Genomic DNA, 22,386 nt, shown 5'->3' on the forward strand with positions numbered 1-22,386 from the left:
ACCGGGCGCCGTTCCCGTGACCGGCGGCCGGTCACGGGAACGGCGCCCGTCAGCCCAGCCTGCGAGGCCCGCCGTCGGGACGCGGGCCCTGGTGGCTGCGGAGCACGGCGCGGGCGCCCAGCACCATCACCTCGCTCTCCCCCACCAGCACCGGGTCCAGGGTCAGCCGCGCCACCTCCGGGAGGTCGTCCGCCAGGCGACCCAGGCGGATCAGCAACTCCTCCAGCGCCTCCACCGCGACCGGCGGGTAGCCGTACTCGCCGAGCAGCAGGGGCGCGGCGCGCGGCGAGCGCACCAGGGCCGCCGCGTCCTCGCGGGTCAGCGGGGCCAGCCGGTAGGCCTCGTCGCGGAGCAGCCGGGCGGTGACCTCGCCCAGGCCGAAGGAGACCACCGCGCCGAAGGCGGGGTCCTCCATCACCCCGGCCACGGCCGGTACCGCGGGCTGGGGTGCCATCCGCTGTACCGCGAGCACCGACTCCGGTTCGAGCTGGCGCGTCAGGTCGGCGTAGGCGTCGCGCACCCCGTCGGGGCCGGCCAGCCCCAGGCGTACGGTGCCGGCGCGCTTGGCCGCCTCGGGACCCGCGGCCTTCAGCACGACCGGCCAGCCGAGCCTCTCGGCGGCGTCGGCGGCCTCCTGCGGCGATCCCACCGTCTCCGACGGCCAGACCTCCACCCCGTAGCAGGCCAGCAGCTCCGAGGCGTCGATCTCGGCCGGGGCCTCGCCCAGCGCCGCGTGCACGAGCTCCCGGGCCGCGCCGGTGTCGACGTCCCCGGGCTCCTCGAACACCCCCGCGGGCTGCTCCAGCCAGCGCGCGTGGCGCACCGCGTGGGCGAGCGCGCGGACCGCCTCCTCCGGCGCCGCGTACGAGGGGATCGAGCCCCGCTCGGGGACGGCGCCGACCCGCAGCCCCTCCAGCATGCCGATCTTGCCCTCGAACGTGGCCAGCACCGGCTTGCCGCAGCCGCGCGAGACCCGCAGCAGCTCGGCGGCGACCCGCGCGGCGTTGCCGGGGATGGGCGGCATGTAGATCGCGATCACCGCGTCCACCCGGGGCAGCACCGAGGCCAGGGCCTCGCCGAACTCCGCGGCGCAGCCCCGCGCGCCCAGGTTGACCGGCGGCAGCGGTTCCAGGCCCACCCGCACGCAGGCGTCGGCCGCCAGCAGGGCCATCGCGTCGGAGTTGCTGACCAGGCCGACCCGGGGCCCGGCGGGCAGCGGCTGGTAGGCCAGCAGCTGCGCCACGTCGAACTGCTGGATCAGGTCGTCGACCCTGATGACCCCGGCCTGCTCGAACAGCGCGCTGAGCGCGGTGTCGGGCAGCCCCAGGACGGGCGCGGCGTGACCGGAGGGGACGCCCTGGGTGGTGCCGCCGCTCTTGACGACGACGATCGGCTTGCGGCGCGAGATGCGCCGCGCCAGGCGCGCGAACTTGCGGGGGTTTCCCAGCGACTCCAGGTAGAGCAGGATCACGTCGGTGTTCGGGTCCTCCTCCCAGTACTGCAGCAGGTCGTTGCCGGACACGTCGGCGCGGTTGCCCGCCGAGACGAAGGAGGAGATGCCCATGCCCCGCTGCGCCACCCGCTGCAGCAGCGCGGTGCCCAGCGCGCCCGACTGGCTGAAGAAGCCGACCCGGCCCCGCCCGGGGATCGTGGCCGCGAGGGTGGCGTTCAGCCGGACCGCCGGGTCGGTGTTGGCGATGCCCAGGCAGTTGGGGCCGACGACCCGCAACCCGTAGGCGCGGGCGATGCGCACCAGCTCGTCCTGCCGTTCCCGTCCCTCCGGGCCGGTCTCGCCGAAACCGGAGGAGACCACGATCAGCCCGCGCACGCCCTTCTCGGCGCACTCCTTGACCACGTCGATGACCCCGTCGGCCGGTACGGCGAGCACGGCGAGGTCCACCTCGCCGTCGATGGCCGTCACGCTCGGGTAGGCCCGCACGCCCGCCACGGCCCGCGCCTCGCGGTGCACGGGGTAGACCGGGCCGGTGAAGTCGGCGCCGAGCAGGTTGCGCAGCACGGTCTGGCCGATGCCGCCCGGTTCGCGTCCCGCTCCCACGACGGCCACCGAGCCCGGCGAGAGCAGCCGCTCGATCGAGCGGGACTCGGCGCGGTGCTCGCGGGAGGCGGTCACCTCCTGCGCGGTCTCGGTCGGGGTGAGGTCGAGGGTCATGCGCACCACGCCGTCGGCGAAGCGGCTCTGCGCGGTGTAGCCGGCCTGCTTGAGCACCCCCATCATCTTCTGGTTGGCGGGCAGCACGTCGGCGACGAAGCGGCCGATGCCGTGCTCCCCGGCGGTCGCGGCCAGGTGCTCGAGGAGCACCGAGGCGACGCCCCGGCCCTGGTGGGCGTCCTCGACGAGGAAGGCCACCTCGGCCTCGCCGGGCTGGATCCGGTCGTAGCGGATGACGGCCACCATCTCCGTGCCGATCGTGGCGATCAGCGCCACCCGGTCCACGTAGTCGACGTTGGTGAACCAGGTGATCTCCCGGTCCGACAGCCGCGGCCGGGGGCCGAAGAAACGGAAGTAGATCGACTCGTCGGACAGCCGGCCGTAGAAGGAACGCAACCGGTCGGCGTCGGCGGGCCGAATCGGGCGTACGTGGGCGGTGCCGCCGTCCGACAGGACGACGTCCGCCTCCCAGTGAGCGGGATACTGAGCAGCCTCCACAGTCCCGAGAGTAGACGTGGATCCCACCCGGTGGACCGGCCGGGGGGATTCACGCAACGCTTGTGCATCGACTCTGGTCCGGTGTCCGGTCAAGGCCCCACACGCTGGCCGGAAGCTGTTAAGTTTTTGGCGGCCGGAGGGCACGGTCGGCGGTACGGCTCACCGCACGCAGACGGGCGCGTACACAGGCACGGACACAGGCATGTCGGCATCGAAGGCAGCAAGGTGGTGACATCATGACGCGGGTGGTCGTGGTGGGCGATCTCATGACCGACGCGGTCGCCCGGGCTCGCTACCCGCTGGCCAGGGCGAGTGACACACCGGCGATCGTCACCATGCACGGTGGCGGGTCGGGTGCCAACATCGCCTCCTGGCTCGCCGTCGAGGGCACCGAGGTCGCCTTCATCGGGCGGCGCGGCGCCGACATCACCGGCCGCAACCGCGACATGGAACTCATGGGGTACGGCGTCGACGCCCGCCTCGTGATGGACCCCGAGCGTCCCACCGGGACCTGCGTGGTGCTCGTCACGCACAAGGGCGAGCGCACCATGCTCTCCGACCCCGGCGCGAACGCGGCCCTGTCCCCCGAGGACCTGCCCCGCGACCTGTTCTCCCAGGGCGGGCACCTGCACCTTTCGGGCTACACGCTCATCAACGAGGGGTCGCGCGACGCCGGGCTCGCCGCCCTGGAGCTGGCCCGCCGCGCCGGGATGTCCGTCTCGGTGGACTGCTCCTCGTCCGCGCCGCTGGAGCGCACCGGCGCCGAGCCGTTCCTGGAGTGGACGCAGAACGCCAAGCTGTTGTTCGCCAACGCCGACCAGGCCAAGGTGCTCACCGGTCGCGACGACCCGGCCGCCGCCGCCAAGGTGCTCACCGCGTGGTTCCCGCAGGTGGTCGTCAAGCTCAACGACGAGGGCGCCCTGTGGTTCGGCAACAACCGCCCCGACCCGGTCAAGGTCGCGGCCGAGGCCGTCGAGCGCGTGGTCGACGGCACCGGTGCCGGTGACGCCTTCACCGCGGGCTTCCTGCCGGCCTGGCTCGGCGGCAAGCCCCCGGCCGAGGCGCTGGCCGACGGCTGCCACCTGGCCTCCCGGGCCATCTCGCACCTGGGCGCCCGTCCCCGCCTCTGAGCCGCCCCGCCCCTGAGCCGCCCCCGGGCGGTGGTTCCCCGCTCGCCTTCCCGAACCGTCGGCCTCGTCCTCGAACCGGCCCCGCCGGGTGTTCTGCCCTTAACTACTGTTCGTCCCGTTCGTTCTCTCCTGTCGGGGCCGTGAGATCACCGAAAGGATCCTCGGCCCCTCCCCGCGAACGGATCGATTCAATATCGTGGTCGGGTCACGTTCATCGCGTCCCCTGGAGTGACGGTATGCCGGAGCCGCTCCCCCTGCGGCAGGGTGACCCCGAGCGGGTCGGTGAGCACCGGCTGACCGGTTTCCTCGGGGAGGGCGGCCAGGGCGTCGTCTACCTCGCGCTGACGCCCTCGGGAGAGCGCGTCGCGCTCAAGGTGCTGCACGCCAAGCTCGCCGACGATCCCGCGGCCCAGCGGCGTTTCCGGCGTGAGGCCGAGGCGACCCGAAGGGTCGCGCAGTTCTGCACCGCCCGCGTGCTGGAGGTCGACACCGTCGGCGCCCGGCCGTACATCCTGAGCGAGTACGTGGACGGCGAGTCGTTGCAGCAGGCGGTGCTGCGGGACGGCCCGCGCACGGAGCACGCGCTGCTCAGGCTGGCCGTCGCCACCGCCACCGCGCTGGTCGCGATCCACCGCGCCGGGATCGTGCACCGCGACCTCAAGCCCAGCAACGTGCTGCTGGGCCCCGACGGCCCGCGTGTCATCGACTTCGGCATCGCCAGGGCGCTGGACGCCGGGCAGAGCATGACGAGCGGCGTGATCGGCACGCCGGCCTACATGGCCCCCGAGCACTTCCACGGGCAGGACGTCGGCACGGCGGGTGACGTGTTCGCCTGGGCCGGGACCATGGTGTTCGCGGCGACCGGGCGGCCGCCGTTCGGGGCGGGCGCCCTGCCGACGGTGATGCACGCGATCCTCACCGGCACCCCCGATCTGTCCGCGGTGCCGGAGTCGCTCCGTGCTCTGCTGCACGCGGCCTTCGCCAAGGATCCCCGGGCGCGCCCGAGCTCCGAGGAGGTGCTGGACACGCTGCTGAACCTGAACGGCCGCCCCGCGCCCTCCCTCCCGGCCCGTGCCGCCCCGCCCCCGCCGGTGCGGTCGCCGGCGGAAACCTCCCCCGCCTCCGGCAGGCGAGGACCCCGCCGGCGCGTCCTGGTCGTCGGCGCGGCGGTCACGACGGCGTGCGCGCTGGCCGCCGCGCTCTGGGTGGGGATCTCCCAGAAGGGCGCCGGGCAGGCAGGCGGGACGGCCGGCGGGCGCGCCTCCGGACAGGCCGCCGTGAAGGGCCCGGGGGCGGTGCCGGACGCTGCGGTGACGTCGATCGCCAACCCCTCGTCGAAGCGGGGCGGGACGATCCGGATCGCCGTCGGGTACGCCCTTCCCTCCCTGGACCCGGGCAACAACTACCACACCTCGATCTGGAACCTCATGCGGCTCTACGGGCGGGCGCTGACGATGTACCCGCCCGTGCCCGGCGCGGCCGGGCGGGAGCCGGTGGGCGACCTGGCCGAGGGGCCGGGCGTCCCCGGCGACGGCTTCCGGACGTGGACCTACCGGCTCCGGGAGGGCCTGCGGTACGAGGACGGGACGCCGATCGTCTCGGCGGACGTCAAGCACGCGGTGCTCCGCACGCTCAGCGTCGAGGTCCACGACAGGGGGCCCTCCCACTTCAGCGACCTCCTCGACCTGCCGGAGGGGTACCGGGGACCGTACCGGTCGCCCGGCGTGGACACCTCCTCGGCGATCGAGACGCCGGACGACCGGACGGTCGTCTTCCACCTGGTCAAGCCCTACCCCACCTTCGACCATGTCGTCCAGAACCCCCAGACCGTGCCGGTTCCCCCCGCCCGGGACACCCGCGAGAAGTACGGGAACAAGGTGCTCTCCTCCGGCCCGTACCGGTTCGGCTCCCTTCGCCAGGGCAAGCGGCTCGTCCTGGTCCGCAACCCGCGATGGTCGGCGGCGACCGACCCGCACCGCCGCGCGCTCCCCGACCGTTTCGAGATCGACTTCGATGTGGACCAGGACGTCATCGACGACGGTCTCGTCTCCGGGGACCTGGACCTGGACCTGGACCCGGGCGCCGTCCAGGACCTGGCCGACCGGATCGCCGCGCGGCCCGACCTGCGGGCACGCAGCGACGTGACCACGGTGAACTACCTGCGGTACATCGCGCTCAACCCCGAGGTGCCCCCCTTCGACAACGTGTCGTGCCGGAGGGCGGTGTTCGCCGCGGCCGACCGGGTGTTCCTGCGCGACGCCTTCGGCACGGGCCTCGGCGCCGGCAGGATCGCCACCGGCCTGCTGCCGCCCGGCCTCCCCGGGCACCGGCCGCTGAACCTCCACCAGACCGGCGGCGGGGACCTGGAGCAGGCCCGGGCGCATCTGGCCGCCTGCGGCAGGCCCAAGGGCTTCACGGCCAGGATCACCTACGAGTCGGACCTGACGAGCGAGAGCGACGCCGCCGAACGGCTCAAGCGCTCACTGGCGCGGGTCGGCATCCGGCTCATCCTCAAGGGGTTCCCCGGGAAGGACTACCTCGACGACCACGGCGGCAACCCCGCCGCGCTGAGGAGGGAGGCGATCGGCCTGGCCGTGATGAGCTGGAACCCCGACTGGCCCGAGACACGTGACTACCTGTCGTACCTCGTGGACAGCCGTGAGATCAGCGAGAAGGTGTCGTACAACGTGAGCGTGCGGCTGCCCGAGGTGGACCGGTTGCTGGACCGCGCCTACGGCGAGCCCGACGCCGCCCGCCGCGAGGATCTGTGGGCCCAGGTCGACCGGACGGTGATGGAGCAGGCCGTCGTCCTGCCCGTCCAGTGGGACACGAACGTCCTGCTGCGCAGTGGCCGCCTCACCAACGCGTACGTCAGCAGCGCCTTCCGGGACTACGACCACCTGGCTCTGGGGGTCTCCTAGGCGCACTCGGTAGGGCGCCGGCGGTCCTCCACCGATCGGCGGAGGACCGCCGGGCGCGCTGTGACGTGCACCTCGCCCCACTGCGTCCGCCGCCGATCAGGCCGGCGATCTCGACGCGTCGGCCCGGTCCCCGGCCCGTGCGGCGTGACGGAGTCCCACGGCCGCCGCCACCGCGCCGAGCGCCACGAGGACCGCGGCGACGGCGTAGCCGGCGCCGACCGCGCCGGCGAGCCGGGTGCCGAGCGCCGCGCGGGCGGCTGGATCGAGGGCGAGCATCGCGGCGAGCCCGCCGTCGCCGGTGGCGGCGAGTTCGGGCACCCGGGCCGACACCAGGACCGTGAGGACGGTGGCGACGAGGGCGACGCCGACGGCACCGGCGAGCTGCTGGACGAGCGCGAGCAGTGCCGTGCCGCGGGGGGTGTCCCCGTGCTCCAGGTCGCGCAGGGCCACGGTCATCGTCGGCATCAGGGTGGCGCCGGAACCGACGCCGAGGACGGCCGCCGCGACCGCGATCAGCGGGTAGGGCGCGCCGCTCGTCGTGGTGATCAGCAGCGCGACGGTCCCGAGCAGGCCCACCGTCACGCCGGTGAGCACGATGCGTCGCGGCGGCAGCCGGTCCACCAGCCGGGTGGCGACCTGCAGGGTTCCCCCGACGGCCAGGGCCATCGGGACGGTGACGGTGCCGGCGAGGGCGGCCGGGTCGCCGCGGACGGCCTGGACGTAGATCGGCAGGATCGACATCGCCCCGAAGTAGGCGGCGCCGAAGCACGCCAGCACGGTCAGGCCGACGGCGAGGGGCCGGTGGCGCAGGAGCCGCAGGTCGACCAGGGGAGCGTCGACCCGCAGGGCGCGGACGACGAACGCGGCCAGGAGCAGCAGGCCCGCACCGAGCGTGACGCCGGCCTCCGCGGTCACCGCGCCGCTCTCCCCGACGAGGGTGCAGCCCAGCACGAGCAGCACGGCGCCGCCGGAGACCTGAGCCAGAGCGGTCCAGTCCATCCGCGAGGCCGAGGCGGGGCCGGCGGGCTCGCGCGGCAGCAGGCGCGCGCACAGCGGCACGGCCGCGACACCGATCGGCACGTTGAGGAGGAAGATCCAGCGCCAGGAGGACGCGTCGACGAGCCAGCCGGCCAGCGGCGGGCCGAGGACGGGGCCGATGACCAGGGGCAGCCCGAGCAGGCTCATCAGCCGGCCGCGGGACTCCCGGGACACGGCGCGCAGGCCGATGGCCTGTCCCACCGGGGTGAGCAGGCCACCGCCGAGGCCCTGCAGGACCCGGAACGCGATCAGCGATCCGGCGTCCCACGCCAGGCCCGCCAGGGCCGAGGACAGGGTGAAGACCGCCAGCGCCGTCACGTACACGCGGCGGGCGCCGTAGCGGTTCGCCGCCCAGCCGGCGAGCGGGATCACCGCGACGACGCCGAGCAGGTAGCCGCTGGTCACCCACTGCACCGCGGGCAGGGTCGAGTCGAGATCGGCGATGATCGCGGGTACCGCGACCAGGGTGACGGTGGTGTCGACGGTGACCATCAGCCCGCCGAGGGCGAGCAGCAGGCCGATGAGGCGTGCGCGAGGATCCATCGCCGGTCCCGCCGCGCTCAACGCCGGAACGGGCGGTCGCGACGGGCGGCCCGTAGCGTCTCCGCCCACCAGGCGAGCTCGCGCAACGCCTCGTCGACGGCCTCGCCCGGGCCGGGCGGCGGCGCGAACCCGCCGTCGTGGACGTCGTTCCACGGCTCGCGCAGTCCGACGACGCGGCGGGTGGTCACCACGTGCAGCTCGGCGAACACCCCGCGCAGGTGCTCGGTGGCCAGCAGGCCGCCCTGCACGCCGTAGGAGATCACGGTGGCCGCCTTGAACATCCACTCGCCGTAGTGCCAGTCGACGGCACGCTTCAGGCCGGCCGGGTAGCTGTGGTTGTACTCCGGGGTCACGATCACGTACCCGTCTGCGCGCTCGATGCGGTCGGCGATCACGGAGCGGGGACCGCCGCCCGGCTGCAGTTCCCCGTCGTCGGGCAGGTCGCACTCGGCCAGATCGATCAGGTCGACGTCGGCGCCGGCGCCGATGCCGGACGCCCTGCCCGCCGCCCAGTCCGCCAGCGTGCGGCTCAGCCGCTCCTTGCGGACGCTGGCGGCGACGACGGCGATCCGCAGCGGAGGCGGCCCGGCCCGGTGGGGTCGTGGCGAGGCGGTGTCGTACGAAGGTGTCGCGGTGGTCATGGCACGATGCTCGGCCTTCAACATATGTTGAAGTCAAACCGGTTCGCCGGGCATCATGGCCGGATGAGCATCGCAGCGAGGATCCCGTCCGGTTTCACCCTGTCGGTCAAGGACGTCGCGGCGGCGGCGGGGGTCGCGCCCTCGGCCGTGCGCTTCTACGAGCAGCACGGGCTGATCACCGCCTACCGCACCACCAGCGACCAGCGACGCTTCGACGACCTCGCCGCCTGCCGGATCAAGGTCGCCAAGGTCGCCCAGCGCGTCGGGCTGACCGTTCGGGAGATCGCGGACATCTTCGCCGCGCTCCCCGACGACCCCCGGCCGCAGGACTGGAACCGCGTCGCCGTCGCCCTCGTCGACGAGGCCGAGGCGCGCACCGCGGCGCTGCGGACCTACCTCGACGAGATCCGCTCCGACCGGCGCCTGTGCGAGATCGACGACCGCGTGAGGGCGCCGGAGGTGCCGGACCGCTCCTGAACGCGGCGGCCCGCCGGTCTCCCGGTCGCAGGTCTGCCGGTCGCAGGTCTGCCGGTCGCCGGGATCCGGACCTCGCGCGGGCCGCGGCCCGGGGCGTCCCCTAGCTGGTGACCGCCAGGGCCAGGGGCAGCACGGCCGGGGCGCCGGCGTGGCGGAGCATGGCGGCACCCAGGGTCATCGTCCAGCCGGTGTCGACCAGGTCGTCGACGAGCAGGACCGGGCCGCCCGCCGAGGCGACGGCCGCGCCCAGCGCCGCGGGCATGGCCAGGGTGCCCCGGACCGCCTGGACGCGCTGGGCGCTGTTGAACTGCCGTCCGGGCGGGCCCGACCGGTAGCCGAGGTCTCCCAGGTAGGTCAGCCGCCCGACCGTGGCCAGGCGCTCGGCCAGGCTCCGGACGAGGAGCGGGCGGCTGGAGGAGGGCACCGCGACCACGCCGACCGGGCGCGTCCCCCACTCCCAGGAGGAGAGCACCGTGACCACGGCGGCGAAGACGTCGTCGGGGACCGGCCCGTCCGGGGCGCCCTCGGCGAGCAGGGCGCGCAGCCGGTTGCCCCATCCGATGTCGGTGAGCCTGCCCAGCGCCCGCCCGCGTTCGGCGCCCAGCTCGGGCTTGATCCTGCCCTTGAGGTCGGTCAGGCCGGTCGGCCACTGCCTGCGCGCCTCGATCTCCACACCGGGCCGCCGCAGCCGGTCGGCGGCGGCCCGTACGGCCTGCTCGTCGACCTCGGACCCGCGGTGCGCGCCGGTGCAGTTGTCGCAGCGCCCGCACGGGGAGGCGGTGTCGTCGTCCAGGCGGCGGCGCAGGAACTCCTCGCGGCAGCCGGTGGTCTCGATGTACTCCAGCATGGCCCGCTGCTCGGCCTCGCGCTCGGCGGCGACCCGGGCGTACCGCGGGGCGTCGTACCCCCAGGGTTCCCCGGTGGACTCCCAGCCGCCCTTGACCCGGCGCACCGCGCCGTCGACGTCGAGGACCTTCAGCATGGTCTCCAGGCGGCTGCGGCTGAGGTCCACCCGGTTCTCCAGGGCCGCGGTGGACATCACGCCGCCCTCCTCCAGGGCGGCCAGCACGGACCGCACCACCGGCTCGGGCGGGAAGGCCAGCGAGGCGAAGTAGGCCCAGATGTCGCGGTCCTCCGCGCCGGGCAACAGGATCACCTCGGCCCGCTCGACCCCGCGCCCGGCCCGTCCGACCTGCTGGTAGTAGGCGACAGGGGACTGCGGGGCGCCGACGTGGACGACGAAGCCCAGGTCGGGCTTGTCGTAGCCCATGCCGAGCGCCGAGGTCGCGACCAGGGCCTTGATCTTGTTGTCGAGCAGCGCCTGCTCGGCGGCGAGCCGCTCGGCCTGCTCGGTCTGCCCGGAGTAGGCGATCACCTCGTGGCCCTGCTCACGCAGGTAGGCGGCGATCTCCTGGGCGGCGGCCACGGTGAGCGTGTAGACGATGCCGGAGCCCGGCAGCTCGTGCAGGGTCTGGGCGAGCCAGGCCAGGCGCTGCTCGGCGCCGCGCAGGCGCACGACCCCCAGGTGCAGGCTGTCGCGCTCCAGCGCGCCGCGCAGCACGAGCGTCTCCTCGCCCATCTGCTCGGCGACGTCACGGGTCACCCGCGCGTTGGCCGTGGCGGTGGTCGCCAGGATCGGCACGCCCTCGGTGAGCTCCTCGAACATGGTGCGCAGCCGCCGGTAGTCCGGGCGGAAGTCGTGACCCCAGTCGGAGATGCAGTGCGCCTCGTCGACCACGATCAGGCCGGCGCTCTCGGCCAGCTCGGGCAGCACGTGGTCGCGGAAGTCTGGGTTGTTGAGCCGCTCGGGGCTGACCAGCAGCACGTCCACCTCGCCCTCGGCGACCTGGGTGTAGACCTGCTCCCACTCCTCGGGGTTGGCCGAGTTGACCGTGACCGCGTTGATCCCGGCGCGCTCGGCGGCGGCGATCTGGTTGCGCATCAGCGCCAGCAGCGGCGACACGATCACGGTCGGCCCCTCGCCCAGCTCGCGCAGGAGCGCGGTGGCGATGAAGTAGACCGCCGACTTGCCCCAGCCAGTGCGCTGCACCACCAGGACGCGCCGCCGGTCCATGACCAGGGCCTTGATGGCCGCCCACTGGTCCTCGCGCAGCCGGGCGTGCTCCCCGGCGAGCGCCCGCAGCCGCTCCTCGGCCTCTTCGCGCAGCATCAGCTCTTCGCTCACCCGGTCATTGGTACCAGGTCCGGCCGACTGTTTCTCCCCGCCCGGGCGCGTTCTCCCCGTCCGGACGGGGACGCGCGGGGTCAGGCGGGGTCGAGGTGCTCGGGGAAGGCGTTGATCGTCACGCGGTGCATGCGGCGGCGCTCGGTGTAGTCGGCCACCGCGTAGTGCTGGGTGCTGCGGTTGTCCCAGAAGGCCAGCGTCCCCGGGCGCCAGTTGAGCCGGACCTGGTACTCGGGCGAGCGGATGTGGTCGATCAGGTACGGCAGCAGGGCCTCGTTCTCCCGGGGGGAGAGCTGCACCAGCCGGGTGGTCGAGGCGCGGTTGACGAAGAGCGCCTTGCGGCCGGTCTCGGCGTGCACCCGCACCACGGGACGCTCGATGGGCGGCCACTTGGCCTGGATCTCGGCCAGGTCGAAGTCGTGCCCCTTGGAGATGGCCTTCTTCATCGAGGCGGTGATGTCGTGGACCGCGGTGAGCTCGTCGCAGAGCCGCCGGATGGGCGGCGAGAGCGTCTCGTAGGCCAGGTGGGCGTTGGCCCAGAGGGTGTCCCCGCCGACGGAGGGAAGCTGCACGCAGCGCAGCAGCGAGCCCATCGGCGGGACCGGCTCGAAGGTGTTGTCGCTGTGCCACTCGTCGCCGCCCTCGCCCTTGGGGTCGATCTGGTCGAGGACGTGGATGGCGGTGCCGCCGTCCTTCTTGAAGGCGGGGTGGTTGACGGTGCCGAAGTTCTCCGCGAAGCGGATGTGCTCCTCGTCGTCGATGGGCTGGTCGCGGAAGAAGAGGACCTTGTGCTCCAGCCAGCCCCGGCGGATCTCCTCCACCTGGTCCCGCGACAGCGGCTTGCGCAGGTCGACGCCGCTCACCTCGGCGCCGATGTGCCTGGTCACGGGCTTGAACTCGACCATTTCGGATGCCTCTCCATCGTGGCCGTAAGGCGTTCACCTGACCGGCGAGCCGTCGCCCGCCCTTTTTCCCGAGGGTAGCCCGGCCCCCTCAATCAAGCAACCGCTTGGTCAAGTGCGCGTCCGCGTGGACGGCCCGGGAGGGCGGGACCCGGCCGGCTCCGCGTCGTGGTTTGATGCATCCACCATGGACGTCATCACCCGGTATCTCGAGCAGACCTCGCGATCGGACCTGCGGGCCGCGAAACCGCCGTCGATCGAGGTCGACGTCGTACGCGCCGAGGAGGCCTCCCCCGAGTTCGGCCGCTTCCTCTACACGGCCGTCGGCGGCGACTGGCACTGGACCGAGCGACTGTCCTGGACCTGGGCCGAGTGGGCGGGGTGGCTGGACGGCGGCGTGGAGACCTGGGTGGCCCACCACCGCGGCACCCCTGCCGGCTACGCCGAACTCGCACCGCGGGACGACGCCGCGGTGGAGATCACCTCCTTCGGGCTGCTGCCCTGGGCGATGGGCAGGGGGCTCGGCGGGCACCTGCTCGTGGCCGCTACGGCCCGCGCCTGGGACCTGGCCGACCGGTGGCCCGGGCGGGAGCCGACCCGCAGGGTCTGGCTGCACACCTGCACCCTCGACGGCCCGGCGGCGCTCGCCAACTACCTCGCCCGCGGTTTCAGGGTCTACGACACGCGGGTGAACGTGCCCGGGGACGAGCACGAGGGCGAGACCCCCGGCCCCTGGCCGGGCGCGGGCCCCCGTCCCGGCGCCCCGACCGGCTCCGGCGGCCCCTGAGATGCCCCGGACCACGCGGAGGGACGCCCCCGGGACGCTCCGGGGAACACGGGAGCGTGGAGATCCCCGCCGCGAGGCGGGCGGGACCCGGAACTGTCGGGCGACCTGGGTATGGTATCGAGTCTCGGTACGATGCCCGGTCGCCCCCGTCGCCGGTCTCCCGCCGGACACTCCGGCCCGGTGCTCTCCGGAAGCCGGCGCCAACGGTTCGCCCACGAAGACAGAAGGAGGATGCGCCTCCCCCGCGGCCTGACCGCCGGGGCGCACGCGCAGGAAAACAGATGGCCCGACGGACGACCACACCCCCGACCGACGAGGGCTTCGAGGAGCGGATCGTCGACATCGACGTTTCCACCGAGATGCGCACCAGCTTCCTCGAGTACGCGTATTCGGTCATCTACCAGCGTGCGCTGCCCGACGCCAGGGACGGCCTCAAACCGGTCCAGCGGCGCATCCTCTACTCGATGAGCGAGATGGGCCTGCGGCCCGACCGGGGGCACGTGAAGTCCTCGCGCGTCGTCGGCGACGTGATGGGCAAACTCCACCCGCACGGCGACACCGCCATCTACGACGCGCTGGTCCGGATGGCCCAGCCGTTCTCGATGCGCCTGCCGCTCATCGACGGGCACGGCAACTTCGGCTCGCCGGACGACCTTCCCGCCGCGATGCGCTACACCGAGGCGCGGCTGGCCTCGGCGGCCATGGCCATGGTGCAGTCGATCGACGAGGACACCGTCGACTTCAAGCCCAACTACGACGGCCAGGAGACCGAGCCCACGGTCATGCCGTCGGCGTTCCCCAACCTGCTGGTCAACGGGGCGACCGGCATCGCGGTCGGCATGGCCACCAACATGGCGCCGCACAACCTCGTCGAGGTGATCGCCGCCGCCCGTCACCTGATCAAGAAGCCGGAGGCGACGCTCGACGACCTGATGCGCTTCGTGCCCGGCCCCGACCTGCCCACCGGCGGCACGATCATCGGCCTGGACGGCGTCCGGGACGCGTACGCCAAGGGCCGGGGCACGTTCCGGATGCGCGCCAAGTGCGCCGTCGAGCAGGTCAGTCCCCGGCGCAAGGGCATCGTCGTCACCGAGCTGCCCTTCAACGTCGGCCCCGAGCGCGTGGTCACCAAGATCCGGGAGCTGGTCACCGCCAAGAAGCTCCAGGGCATCTCCGACCTCAAGGACCTCAGCGACCGGCACAAGGGCCTCAGCCTGGTCATCGAGATCAAGAACGGCTTCATCCCCGAGGCCGTGCTGGAGGAGCTCTACCGGCTCACGCCGATGGAGGAGACCTTCGGCATCAACAACGTGGCGCTGGTCGACGGCCAGCCGCGCACGCTGGGCCTTCGCGAGCTTCTCCAGGTCTACGTCGACCACCGCATCGACGTGGTCCGCCGCCGCTCGCTGTACCGCAGGCGCAGGCGCGAGGAGCGCCTGCACCTCGTCGAGGGCCTCATCGTGGCCCTGCTCAACATCGACGAGGTCATCGGAGTGATCCGCTCCTCGGACGACTCCGCCCAGGCCCGCGAGCGCCTGCGGGAGGTCTTCGACCTGTCGGAGATCCAGGCCAACTACATCCTGGACACCCCGCTGCGCCGGCTGACCCGCTACGACAAGCTGGAGCTGGACCGGGAGAGCGAGACCCTGCGCGACGAGATCGCCGAGCTGACCGCGATCCTGTCCTCCGACGACCGGCTGCGCAAGGTCGTCTCCGACGAGCTGGCCCAGGTCTCCAAGACCTACGGCACCCCGCGCCGCACGGTGCTGCTGGAGGCATCCGGGGTGACCAGGAACGTCTCGGTCCCGCTGGAGGTGGCCGACGACCCGTGCCTGGTGCTGTTCTCCTCCACCGGTCTGCTGGCCCGCACGCACGACGACTCCCCGCTGGCCGCCGACGGCGACCGCTCGGCCCACGACGTGCTGCTCTCCGCCGTGCGGAGCACGGTCAGGGGTGAGGTGGGCGTGGTCACCAACCAGGGGCGGATGATCCGGGTCCAGGTGGTCGACCTGCCCACACTGCCCCGCTCGGCCAACCCGCCCTCGCTGTCGGGCGGCCATCCCGTCGCGGAGTACGTCACCTTCAACCCCGGCGAGACGGTCGTCGGGCTCGGCTCCCTCGATCCCGACGGGCCCGGCCTGGCGCTGGGCACGGCCCAGGGCGTGGTCAAGAGGGTCGTGCCGGACTATCCCGCCAACCGCGACGACTTCGAGGTCATCGGCCTCAAGGAGGGTGACAGCGTGGTCGGCGCGGTGGAGCTGACCAGCGAGGAGGACGACCTGGTCTTCATCACCTCCGAGGCCCAGTTGCTGCGCTATCCCGCCTCGGTCGTCCGGCCGCAGGGCCGGCCGGCGGGCGGCATGGCCGGCATCCGGCTGGACGGCGGAGCCACGGTGATCTGGTTCGGCGCGGTCGATCCCACCCGTGAGTCGCGGGTCGTGACGATCGCCGGTTCGTCGACCGCGCTGCCCGGCACCCAGGTCGGCGGGGCCAAGATCTCCGACTTCGCCGAGTACCCGGCCAAGGGCCGGGGCACCGGCGGCGTCCGCGTGCAGCGCTTCCTCAAGGGCGAGGACGTCCTGCTGCTCGCCTGGGCGGGGCCGGCCCCGGTCCGCGCCGCCTCGGCCGTGGGCAAGCCCGTGCCGCTCCCCGAGGAGCTGGGCCGCCGCGACGGCTCGGGGCTCCGGCTCACCCACACCGTCTCGGCCGTGGGCGGCGCCCTCGGCGCGGGCGGGCCCCGGGAGTCCCGCGAGGAGCGCTCCGGCTCACCCGCTCCCGCCGGGGACTGACCGTCCGGGCCCGCGGGAGGCGGGCCTTCCGCTCCGGCCGGAGAGCGATCTCCCGGTCCGGCCGGAGCGAACCCTCCGCAGCCGCCGGGGGCCTTCGCGACCCGCCGGGGGTGGGACCTTCGGGATTCGCCGGCGGTGGGACCTCCCGGGAACCGCCGAGGACGGCACCTTCAGGACCTACCGGTGGTAGGTCCTCCGTTCCGCCGGGGGCAGGGTCCTTCGGTTCCGCCGGAGGGTGAGGCCCTTCCCGTCCCGCCGGTGGCCGGGCCTTCCGTGTTCCGCCGGAAGGCCCACCGCCGGTCCGCGCCCCTCGGGGCGGCCGTCCCCGTGCCCGTCCCGGGTCCGCCGGCTCGGCGCGGCTTCCGGTCGGCTCGGCGCGGCTGTCCGAGGACGGGCTCGGCCGAAAAGGCCGTGGAAAGCGACACAGGGCCGTCCGGAGCGGCCCCGGACGGCCCTGAGATCCCTCAGGACGGTCAATCCACGCAGAAGCAGAACGGATGCCCGGCGGGGTCGAGAAAGACCCGGAAATCCCCCTCTCCGTCCTCCTCCTGCTCGGCCGGCTGGTGGGAGTGCTTGACCGCTCCCAGCTCCAGGGCGACCTTCTCGGCCTCGTCGAGGTCATCGACGGTCAGGTCCAGGTGGAACTGCTGCGGCCTCTCGTTGCCCGGCCAGTCGGGCGGCCGGTGGTCGGGGGCGAGCTGGAAGCAGAGCCGTCCGGGACCGTCGCCGGTGACCACCACCCAGTCGTCCCGGCTGTCGTCGACCTTCCAGCCCAGCAGGGCACCGTAGAAGTCGGCCAGCCGCTTGGGGTCCGGGCAGTCCAGAACGATAGACCTGAATTGCGCGATGCTCACACTTCCTCCTGCTTCGGCATCGACGAGATGTTCGATACTTCTACCGGAAACCTCGGCGGTGTCCAGCCGCCCGGTCCCGGTGGGCGCCGGGCGCTCCGGCCCGCTCCGGCCGGTCACGCCCCCGGCCCGGCTTCGTGTTTCCCCGGCGCACCACCTCAAACCCGGTGTCGTACCCGGGTGATCGCTCCGGCCCGGGGTCCACGCCCGCGAAAGGCTCCCGTGAACGCGGTGAACGCGGTGAACGCGACGGTCGCGGCGGGCACGAGGGTCACGACGGGCTCGGCGCGTTCGGTCGCGGGCGTCCGGCCGGGTGGTGTGGTGGGGCATTCGATCGCCGGCCTCAGGTGAGCGCGCCCTGGAGCGCGAACCGGATCGCCATCAGCAACTGCCAGGGCTCACCCGCCTCCCAGAAGCGGACGACCTTGGCGACCCGGTCCGTCGGGCCGAAGGCGCCGTCCCCGTCGGGGCCGAAGCATCCCGCCTCCACCAGGAGCCGTATGAACGGATCGTCGTCCTCCAGGGATCGGGTGTAGACCGCCGCGTCGAGCAGGGCCAGTGCCGAGCGCGCGTTGCGCCCCCCGTCCCTGGCCTCGACCCGGTCCAGCTTGCGTCTGCCCTGGTCACGGAGATAGTCGGCCAGCGATTCGGTCCTGCGCATTACCTCTCCACACTCGTCGGACGTCGGGTGACGACATCATCACCGGAAGTGACGGGCGATGGTGGGATCTTGGTCAAGTCGTCACTCGATACAGGCCCGGAAACAATCGTGAAACGGGAATGAAGCATCATTGATCCGTTGATTCCAACGACCGAGGGATGCGTACGTGAGTGACTTCGACGACCTGCTGGCCGCCAACGAGGAGTTCTCCGCCACGTTCACCGACGCCGAGCTGACCGGTAAGGCCGCGCGCGGTCTCGCGGTGGTCACCTGCATGGACTCGCGCATCGATCCGCTGGGGGTGTTCGGCCTCAAGCCGGGCGACGCCAAGATCCTTCGCAATGCCGGCGCCCGGGTGACCGACGACGTGCTGCGTACACTCGTCCTGGCCGTCAACCTGCTGGCGGTGGAACGGGTGATGGTCATGCCGCACACCGACTGTGGCATGACCAAGGTCACCGACGACGAGGTGCACGCGATCGCCGCCCGGCGCGGGGTCGACACCCGCAGCCTGGACTTCCACACCGTCCCCGACCAGGACGCGGCGCTGCGTCACGACCTCACCCGGATCAGGACCAGCCCGTTCCTCCCGGCCGGCATGCCGGTGGGCGGGGCGATCTACGACGTGCGCACCGGAAAGCTGATGCCGATCGACGTCTGAGGCACCGGCGCCGGGACCCGGCGTCCGCCCGTCCGGGGCGGGGCGCCGGGTCTACGCGTCGATGTGGTCGCGGTCGACCTCGGCGGCGCTGCCGACGATGAACTCCCGGCGGGGGGCCACGTCGCTGCCCATCAGGAGGGCGAAGATGCGCTCGGCCTCCTCGATGTCCTGGATGCGGACCCGGCGCAGGGTGCGGTGCCGGGGCTCCATGGTCGTCTCGGCCAGCTGGTCGGCGTCCATCTCCCCCAGGCCCTTGTAGCGCTGGATCGGGTCCTTCCAGCGCTTGCCCCGCTTCTCCAGGCCGCGCAGCACGCGCTGCAGCTCGGCGTCGGAGTAGCAGTAGACGTACCTGTCCCCGCGGCCGGGGTTGGTGACCTCGATCCGGTGCAGCGGCGGCACGGCCGCGAAGACCCGCCCCGCCTCGACCATCGGCCTCATGTAGCGGTGGAACAGGGTCAGCAGCAGGCAGCGGATGTGCGCCCCGTCGACGTCGGCGTCGGCCATCAGGATGACCTTGCCGTACCGGGCGGCCTTGATGTCGAAGGAGCGGCCGGATCCCGCGCCGATGACCTGGATGATCGCGGCGCACTCGGCGTTCTTGAGCATGTCCGCGACCGAGGCCTTCTGCACGTTCAGGATCTTGCCCCGGATCGGCAGCAGCGCCTGGAACTCCGAGTCGCGGGCCGCGCGGGCGGTGCCCAGGGCCGAGTCGCCCTCGACGATGAACAGCTCGCTGCGGTCCACCTCGTCGCTTCGGCAGTCGACCAGCTTGGCCGGGAGCGCCGAGTTCTCCAGGGCGGTCTTGCGGCGCTGGTTGTCGCGGTGCTCACGGGCGGCGATGCGGGCCTTGGCCGCCGCGACGATCTTCTCCAGGACCGCGCGGAGCTGGAGCTTGGCGTTGCGCGGCGGGTTGGCGAGCAGTTCCTTGAGCTCGCGCGAGACGACGTGGGCGACGATCCGGGAGGCCGCGGAGGTGCCCAGGACCTCCTTGGTCTGTCCCTCGAACTGCGGCTCGGGCACCCGGACGGTCACCACCGCGGTGAGCCCCTCCATGATGTCCTCCCGGGTGACCGGGGCGTCGCCGTTCTTGAGCAGCCGGGTCTCGCGCAGCTGCTCGTTCAGCGTGCGGACGAGCGCGCGCTCGAAACCGTTGACGTGGGTGCCGCCCTTGGGGGTGGCGATCACGTTGACGAAGGAGCGGACGGTGTTGTCGTAGCCCTTGCCCCAGCGCACCGCCACGTCCACGGTGAGCTCGCGCTGGACCTCGGTCGGGGTCATGTGCCCCAGGTCGTCGAGGACCGGGACGGTCTCGTGGAAGTGGCCCGTGCCCTGCAGGCGGAGCACGTCGCAGACGGGCTCGTCGCGGGCGAGGAACTCGGTGAACTCCGAGATCCCGCCGTCGAAGCGGAACTCCTCCTCGACGGGCTCCTCGCCGCGGCTGTCGCGCACGGACAGGGTCAGGCCCGGCACCAGGAACGCGGTCTGGCGGAGGCGGACGTGGATCTCGTCGAGGGAGACCTCGGCCTCGGGCAGGAAGATCTGGTGGTCGACCCAGAAGCGCACCCGGGTGCCGGTGACGTTCCTCGCGGCCGGGCCGCCGTCGCGGAGCCCGGACTTCTTCTTGAACTTCGCCTTGGGCCCGTCGCCGTCGAAGACGCCCGGCACGCCCCTGCGGAAACTGATCTCGTGGATCCTGCCGCCCCGGTCGACCTCGACGTCCAGCCGCGAGGACAGGGCGTTGACGACGGAGGCGCCGACGCCGTGCAGGCCGCCCGAGGCGCCGTAGGAGCCGCCGCCGAACTTCCCGCCGGCGTGCAGCTTCGTGTAGACGAGCTCGACGCCCGCCAGGCCGCTCTTGGGCTCGACGTCCACCGGGATGCCCCGGCCGTTGTCGCGGACCTCGATCGAGCCGTCGGCGTGCAGCTCGACCTCGATGCGGGTGCAGTGGCCCGCCAGGGCCTCGTCGACCCCGTTGTCCACGATCTCCCAGAGGCAGTGCATGAGACCGCGGCTGTCGGTGGAGCCGATGTACATGCCCGGACGTTTGCGGACGGCTTCCAGACCCTCCAGCACCGACAGGTGGCGGGCCGTATAACCCGTCTCCGCGCTAACTGCGGTCACGCCCCACTCCCCGTCTGTCGAACACGTGTGCGCAGCTTACCGTTCTTCGCGCGGGAGCGGGTACAGGTCCGCCCCTCGGCGGGCGCCGGTGTCACGTCCGGCGTGGTCATCGTCACTGTCGGTCACTTTCCGCTCTGGGCGTAGCAGGGGGTCGGTTGGGAACGTTCGTATCGGGTTAGATGTTCTCTCAAGTGACTGCGCCAGATCCTCCACCTCAGGGGATGACCTGAAAGGCGATACGTGACTGGAACCCTCGCCCCCGCCAAGCAGCTGACCGCTGCGGACCGCTGTGACCGGTGTGGCGCCCAGGCTTACATCCGCGCGACCCTGCCCGTAGGTGGGGAGCTGCTCTTCTGCGCCCACCACGGGCGTCAGCACGTGGCAGTGCTGAGAGACAAGGGCGCCATCATCCAGGATGAGTCCGCGCGTCTCAGCGACACCTCGGCACCGGCAGGCAACGACGAACGGTAACCCAACGGACGGGGTCATCATCGGACCCGGTAGTGATATCGGCCCGTCACCGTGAAGCCATGACGCTCGTAGAGCGTCCTGGCAGCGGTGTTCGACTCCACCACGACTAAATATGCCCGCTGTGTGCCCTGTTCCCGCCGCTCTCGCGCGTGCGAGAGCAGGGCACGCAACACCCTCGTCCCATGTCCGCGACGCCGCTCCCGCGGCAGCACGGCCATGGAGTAGATCCCGAACCACTCGCCCTGCCTGACGCCTCGTCCCACGGCCTCGCGGCCGAACGAGGCGTACGTGGCGGGCACTCCGGTGAGGATGCGCGCGGCCGTCTCCAGGCCGTCGGCGCCGCTCCTGCCGTCCACGCTCCACCAGGTGTCCAGCCAGGCCCGTGAGGGCGCCTCGGCGAACTCGATCCCGGACTCCCGGGCCCCGCCCTGCGGCAGGCCCGCGGTCATGACCAGTGTGGGGTCCACCGTCCGGTAGCCGCGCGCCTCCAGCATCGCGTCCAGGCCCGGCGTGGCGCCACCTCCGATCGAGAAGGCGCACGGCAGGCCCCGATCGGCGTAGAACCCCTCCGCCCGCTCCACGGCCGCCCGGAGATCGTCCTGCTCACCGAGCGGCAGGACGGAGTTCGCCCGTTTGGTCACCCCGCCCGAGGCGCGCAGGACCCAGCCGTCCACGTCCACACGGTGGATCGCGGGCCATGCCTGGTCGACCAGCCGGTCGAAGCCCCCATCGATCATGATGAAGGATCCTAACCCCCCGGTCGCCGCACTATGCTCGGCAACCGTGCTGATTCTGCTGCCACCGTCCGAGGGAAAGGCCTCGTGCGGTGACGGCCCGGCCCTTGAGCCGGCCCGGCTGAGCTTTCCCGCCCTCACCCCGGCCAGGCAGGACGTGCTGGAGGCGCTCACCGCCCTGTGCGAGCGGGAGGTGGCCGCGGAGGTGCTCGGACTGTCCCCGGGAACGGCCGGCGAGATCGCCAGGAACCTGCTCCTGCGGACCGCGCCCACCCTGGCCGCGGCCGACCTGTACACCGGGGTGCTCTACGACAACCTCGGCCTGGCCTCGCTCTCCCCGGAGGCGGCGGCCCGGGCGGCGGAGAGCCTGGTGATCTTCTCCGGCCTGTGGGGCGTGTTGCGGATCGGTGACCGCGTGCCGCCCTACCGGCTGTCCATGGCGGTGCGGCTGCCTCCGCTCGGCGGGCTGGGCGCCTTCTGGCGCCCGCGGATCACCCCCCTGCTCGACGCCGAGCCGGGACTGGTGGTGGACCTGCGCTCCAGCACCTACGCCGCGGCCTGGCGGCCGGGCGCCAGGGGGGTGGCGGTACGGGTGCTCCGGCAGGGCAAGGTGGTCAGCCACATGGCCAAGGCCACTCGCGGGGTGATCGCCCGCTCCCTGCTGGAGGGGGGCGTGGCCCCCGAGAGCCCCGAGGAGCTCGCGAAGGCGCTGGACCATCTCGGCCACTCGGTCGCCCTCGGCGCGGCACCCGCGAAGGGCGGGTCCTGGACGCTCGACGTCATGGTGTGACCCCCGGGCCTACCGG

The 22,386-nt window shown here is 72.8% G+C and carries 17 protein-coding genes; 8 read left to right on the forward strand and 9 right to left on the reverse strand.

Annotated features, from left to right (window positions below; all coding sequences use genetic code 11):
• Nucleotides 1-49: 49 nt before the first annotated feature.
• On the reverse strand, nucleotides 50-2,668 hold the full coding sequence (locus AB0G16_RS19420; RefSeq protein WP_362806399.1) for a bifunctional GNAT family N-acetyltransferase/acetate--CoA ligase family protein: 2,619 nt from the start codon (nucleotides 2,666-2,668) through the stop codon (nucleotides 50-52).
• Nucleotides 2,669-2,904: 236 nt separating this feature from the next.
• Between AB0G16_RS19420 and AB0G16_RS19425 the strand changes: the two genes are divergently transcribed.
• Complete coding sequence (locus AB0G16_RS19425; protein ID WP_362806401.1) at nucleotides 2,905-3,798, forward strand: sugar kinase; 894 nt, start codon at nucleotides 2,905-2,907, stop codon at nucleotides 3,796-3,798.
• 236 nt (nucleotides 3,799-4,034) lie between these two features.
• Nucleotides 4,035-6,719 (forward strand): ABC transporter substrate-binding protein, encoded by a 2,685-nt coding sequence (locus AB0G16_RS19430; RefSeq protein WP_362806403.1) that lies wholly within the window; start codon nucleotides 4,035-4,037, stop codon nucleotides 6,717-6,719.
• Nucleotides 6,720-6,815: 96 nt separating this feature from the next.
• On the opposite strand, the gene AB0G16_RS19435 is transcribed toward AB0G16_RS19430, so the two are convergent.
• The gene (locus AB0G16_RS19435) at nucleotides 6,816-8,300 is read right to left on the reverse strand and encodes a DHA2 family efflux MFS transporter permease subunit (protein WP_362806405.1); all 1,485 of its coding nucleotides are present in this window, start codon (nucleotides 8,298-8,300) and stop codon (nucleotides 6,816-6,818) included.
• A 17-nt stretch (nucleotides 8,301-8,317) separates the two neighbouring features.
• On the reverse strand, nucleotides 8,318-8,941 hold the full coding sequence (locus tag AB0G16_RS19440) for an NAD(P)H-dependent oxidoreductase (protein WP_362806407.1): 624 nt from the start codon (nucleotides 8,939-8,941) through the stop codon (nucleotides 8,318-8,320).
• Between the two features lie 63 nt (nucleotides 8,942-9,004).
• Between AB0G16_RS19440 and AB0G16_RS19445 the strand changes: the two genes are divergently transcribed.
• Nucleotides 9,005-9,418: a MerR family DNA-binding transcriptional regulator gene (locus AB0G16_RS19445; RefSeq protein ID WP_362806409.1), complete on the forward strand. Its 414-nt coding sequence runs from the start codon at nucleotides 9,005-9,007 to the stop codon at nucleotides 9,416-9,418.
• A 100-nt stretch (nucleotides 9,419-9,518) separates the two neighbouring features.
• Here AB0G16_RS19445 and AB0G16_RS19450 read toward each other — a convergent pair whose 3' ends face one another.
• Both AB0G16_RS19450 and AB0G16_RS19455 read right to left on the reverse strand, forming a co-directional pair.
• On the reverse strand, nucleotides 9,519-11,588 hold the full coding sequence (locus AB0G16_RS19450) for a RecQ family ATP-dependent DNA helicase (protein WP_362806453.1): 2,070 nt from the start codon (nucleotides 11,586-11,588) through the stop codon (nucleotides 9,519-9,521).
• 95 nt (nucleotides 11,589-11,683) lie between these two features.
• Nucleotides 11,684-12,508, reverse strand: a complete 825-nt coding sequence (locus AB0G16_RS19455; protein WP_362806411.1) for a TauD/TfdA family dioxygenase — start codon at nucleotides 12,506-12,508, stop codon at nucleotides 11,684-11,686.
• A gap of 184 nt (nucleotides 12,509-12,692) precedes the next feature.
• Here AB0G16_RS19455 and AB0G16_RS19460 point away from each other — a divergent pair, with 184 nt between their 5' ends.
• The gene (locus AB0G16_RS19460; protein WP_362806413.1) at nucleotides 12,693-13,292 is read left to right on the forward strand and encodes a GNAT family N-acetyltransferase; all 600 of its coding nucleotides are present in this window, start codon (nucleotides 12,693-12,695) and stop codon (nucleotides 13,290-13,292) included.
• A gap of 281 nt (nucleotides 13,293-13,573) precedes the next feature.
• Nucleotides 13,574-16,081, forward strand: a complete 2,508-nt coding sequence (locus AB0G16_RS19465; protein ID WP_362806415.1) for a DNA topoisomerase IV subunit A — start codon at nucleotides 13,574-13,576, stop codon at nucleotides 16,079-16,081.
• A 473-nt stretch (nucleotides 16,082-16,554) separates the two neighbouring features.
• On the opposite strand, the gene AB0G16_RS19470 is transcribed toward AB0G16_RS19465, so the two are convergent.
• Together AB0G16_RS19470 and AB0G16_RS19475 are read right to left on the reverse strand one after the other, a co-directional pair.
• A complete protein-coding gene (locus AB0G16_RS19470; RefSeq protein WP_362806417.1) occupies nucleotides 16,555-16,935 on the reverse strand; it encodes a VOC family protein in 381 nt (126 codons plus the stop codon).
• 340 nt (nucleotides 16,936-17,275) lie between these two features.
• The gene (locus AB0G16_RS19475; RefSeq protein WP_362806419.1) at nucleotides 17,276-17,593 is read right to left on the reverse strand and encodes a hypothetical protein; all 318 of its coding nucleotides are present in this window, start codon (nucleotides 17,591-17,593) and stop codon (nucleotides 17,276-17,278) included.
• 166 nt (nucleotides 17,594-17,759) lie between these two features.
• On the opposite strand from AB0G16_RS19475, the gene AB0G16_RS19480 reads away from it, so the two are divergent.
• A complete protein-coding gene (locus tag AB0G16_RS19480; protein ID WP_362806421.1) occupies nucleotides 17,760-18,254 on the forward strand; it encodes a carbonic anhydrase in 495 nt (164 codons plus the stop codon).
• Between the two features lie 51 nt (nucleotides 18,255-18,305).
• Here AB0G16_RS19480 and AB0G16_RS19485 read toward each other — a convergent pair whose 3' ends face one another.
• Nucleotides 18,306-20,375, reverse strand: coding sequence for a DNA topoisomerase IV subunit B (locus tag AB0G16_RS19485; RefSeq protein WP_362806423.1), 2,070 nt, complete (start codon nucleotides 20,373-20,375; stop codon nucleotides 18,306-18,308).
• Between the two features lie 240 nt (nucleotides 20,376-20,615).
• Here AB0G16_RS19485 and AB0G16_RS19490 point away from each other — a divergent pair, with 240 nt between their 5' ends.
• A complete protein-coding gene (locus AB0G16_RS19490; RefSeq protein WP_362806425.1) occupies nucleotides 20,616-20,846 on the forward strand; it encodes a hypothetical protein in 231 nt (76 codons plus the stop codon).
• A 17-nt stretch (nucleotides 20,847-20,863) separates the two neighbouring features.
• Here AB0G16_RS19490 and AB0G16_RS19495 read toward each other — a convergent pair whose 3' ends face one another.
• The gene (locus tag AB0G16_RS19495; protein WP_362806427.1) at nucleotides 20,864-21,583 is read right to left on the reverse strand and encodes a GNAT family N-acetyltransferase; all 720 of its coding nucleotides are present in this window, start codon (nucleotides 21,581-21,583) and stop codon (nucleotides 20,864-20,866) included.
• Between the two features lie 46 nt (nucleotides 21,584-21,629).
• On the opposite strand from AB0G16_RS19495, the gene AB0G16_RS19500 reads away from it, so the two are divergent.
• Nucleotides 21,630-22,370: a peroxide stress protein YaaA gene (locus AB0G16_RS19500; protein WP_362806429.1), complete on the forward strand. Its 741-nt coding sequence runs from the start codon at nucleotides 21,630-21,632 to the stop codon at nucleotides 22,368-22,370.
• Nucleotides 22,371-22,386 lie beyond the last annotated feature (16 nt).

It is taken from the genome of Streptosporangium sp. NPDC023615, assembly GCF_040640155.1.
Classification (GTDB): Bacteria; Actinomycetota; Actinomycetes; order Streptosporangiales; family Streptosporangiaceae; genus Streptosporangium.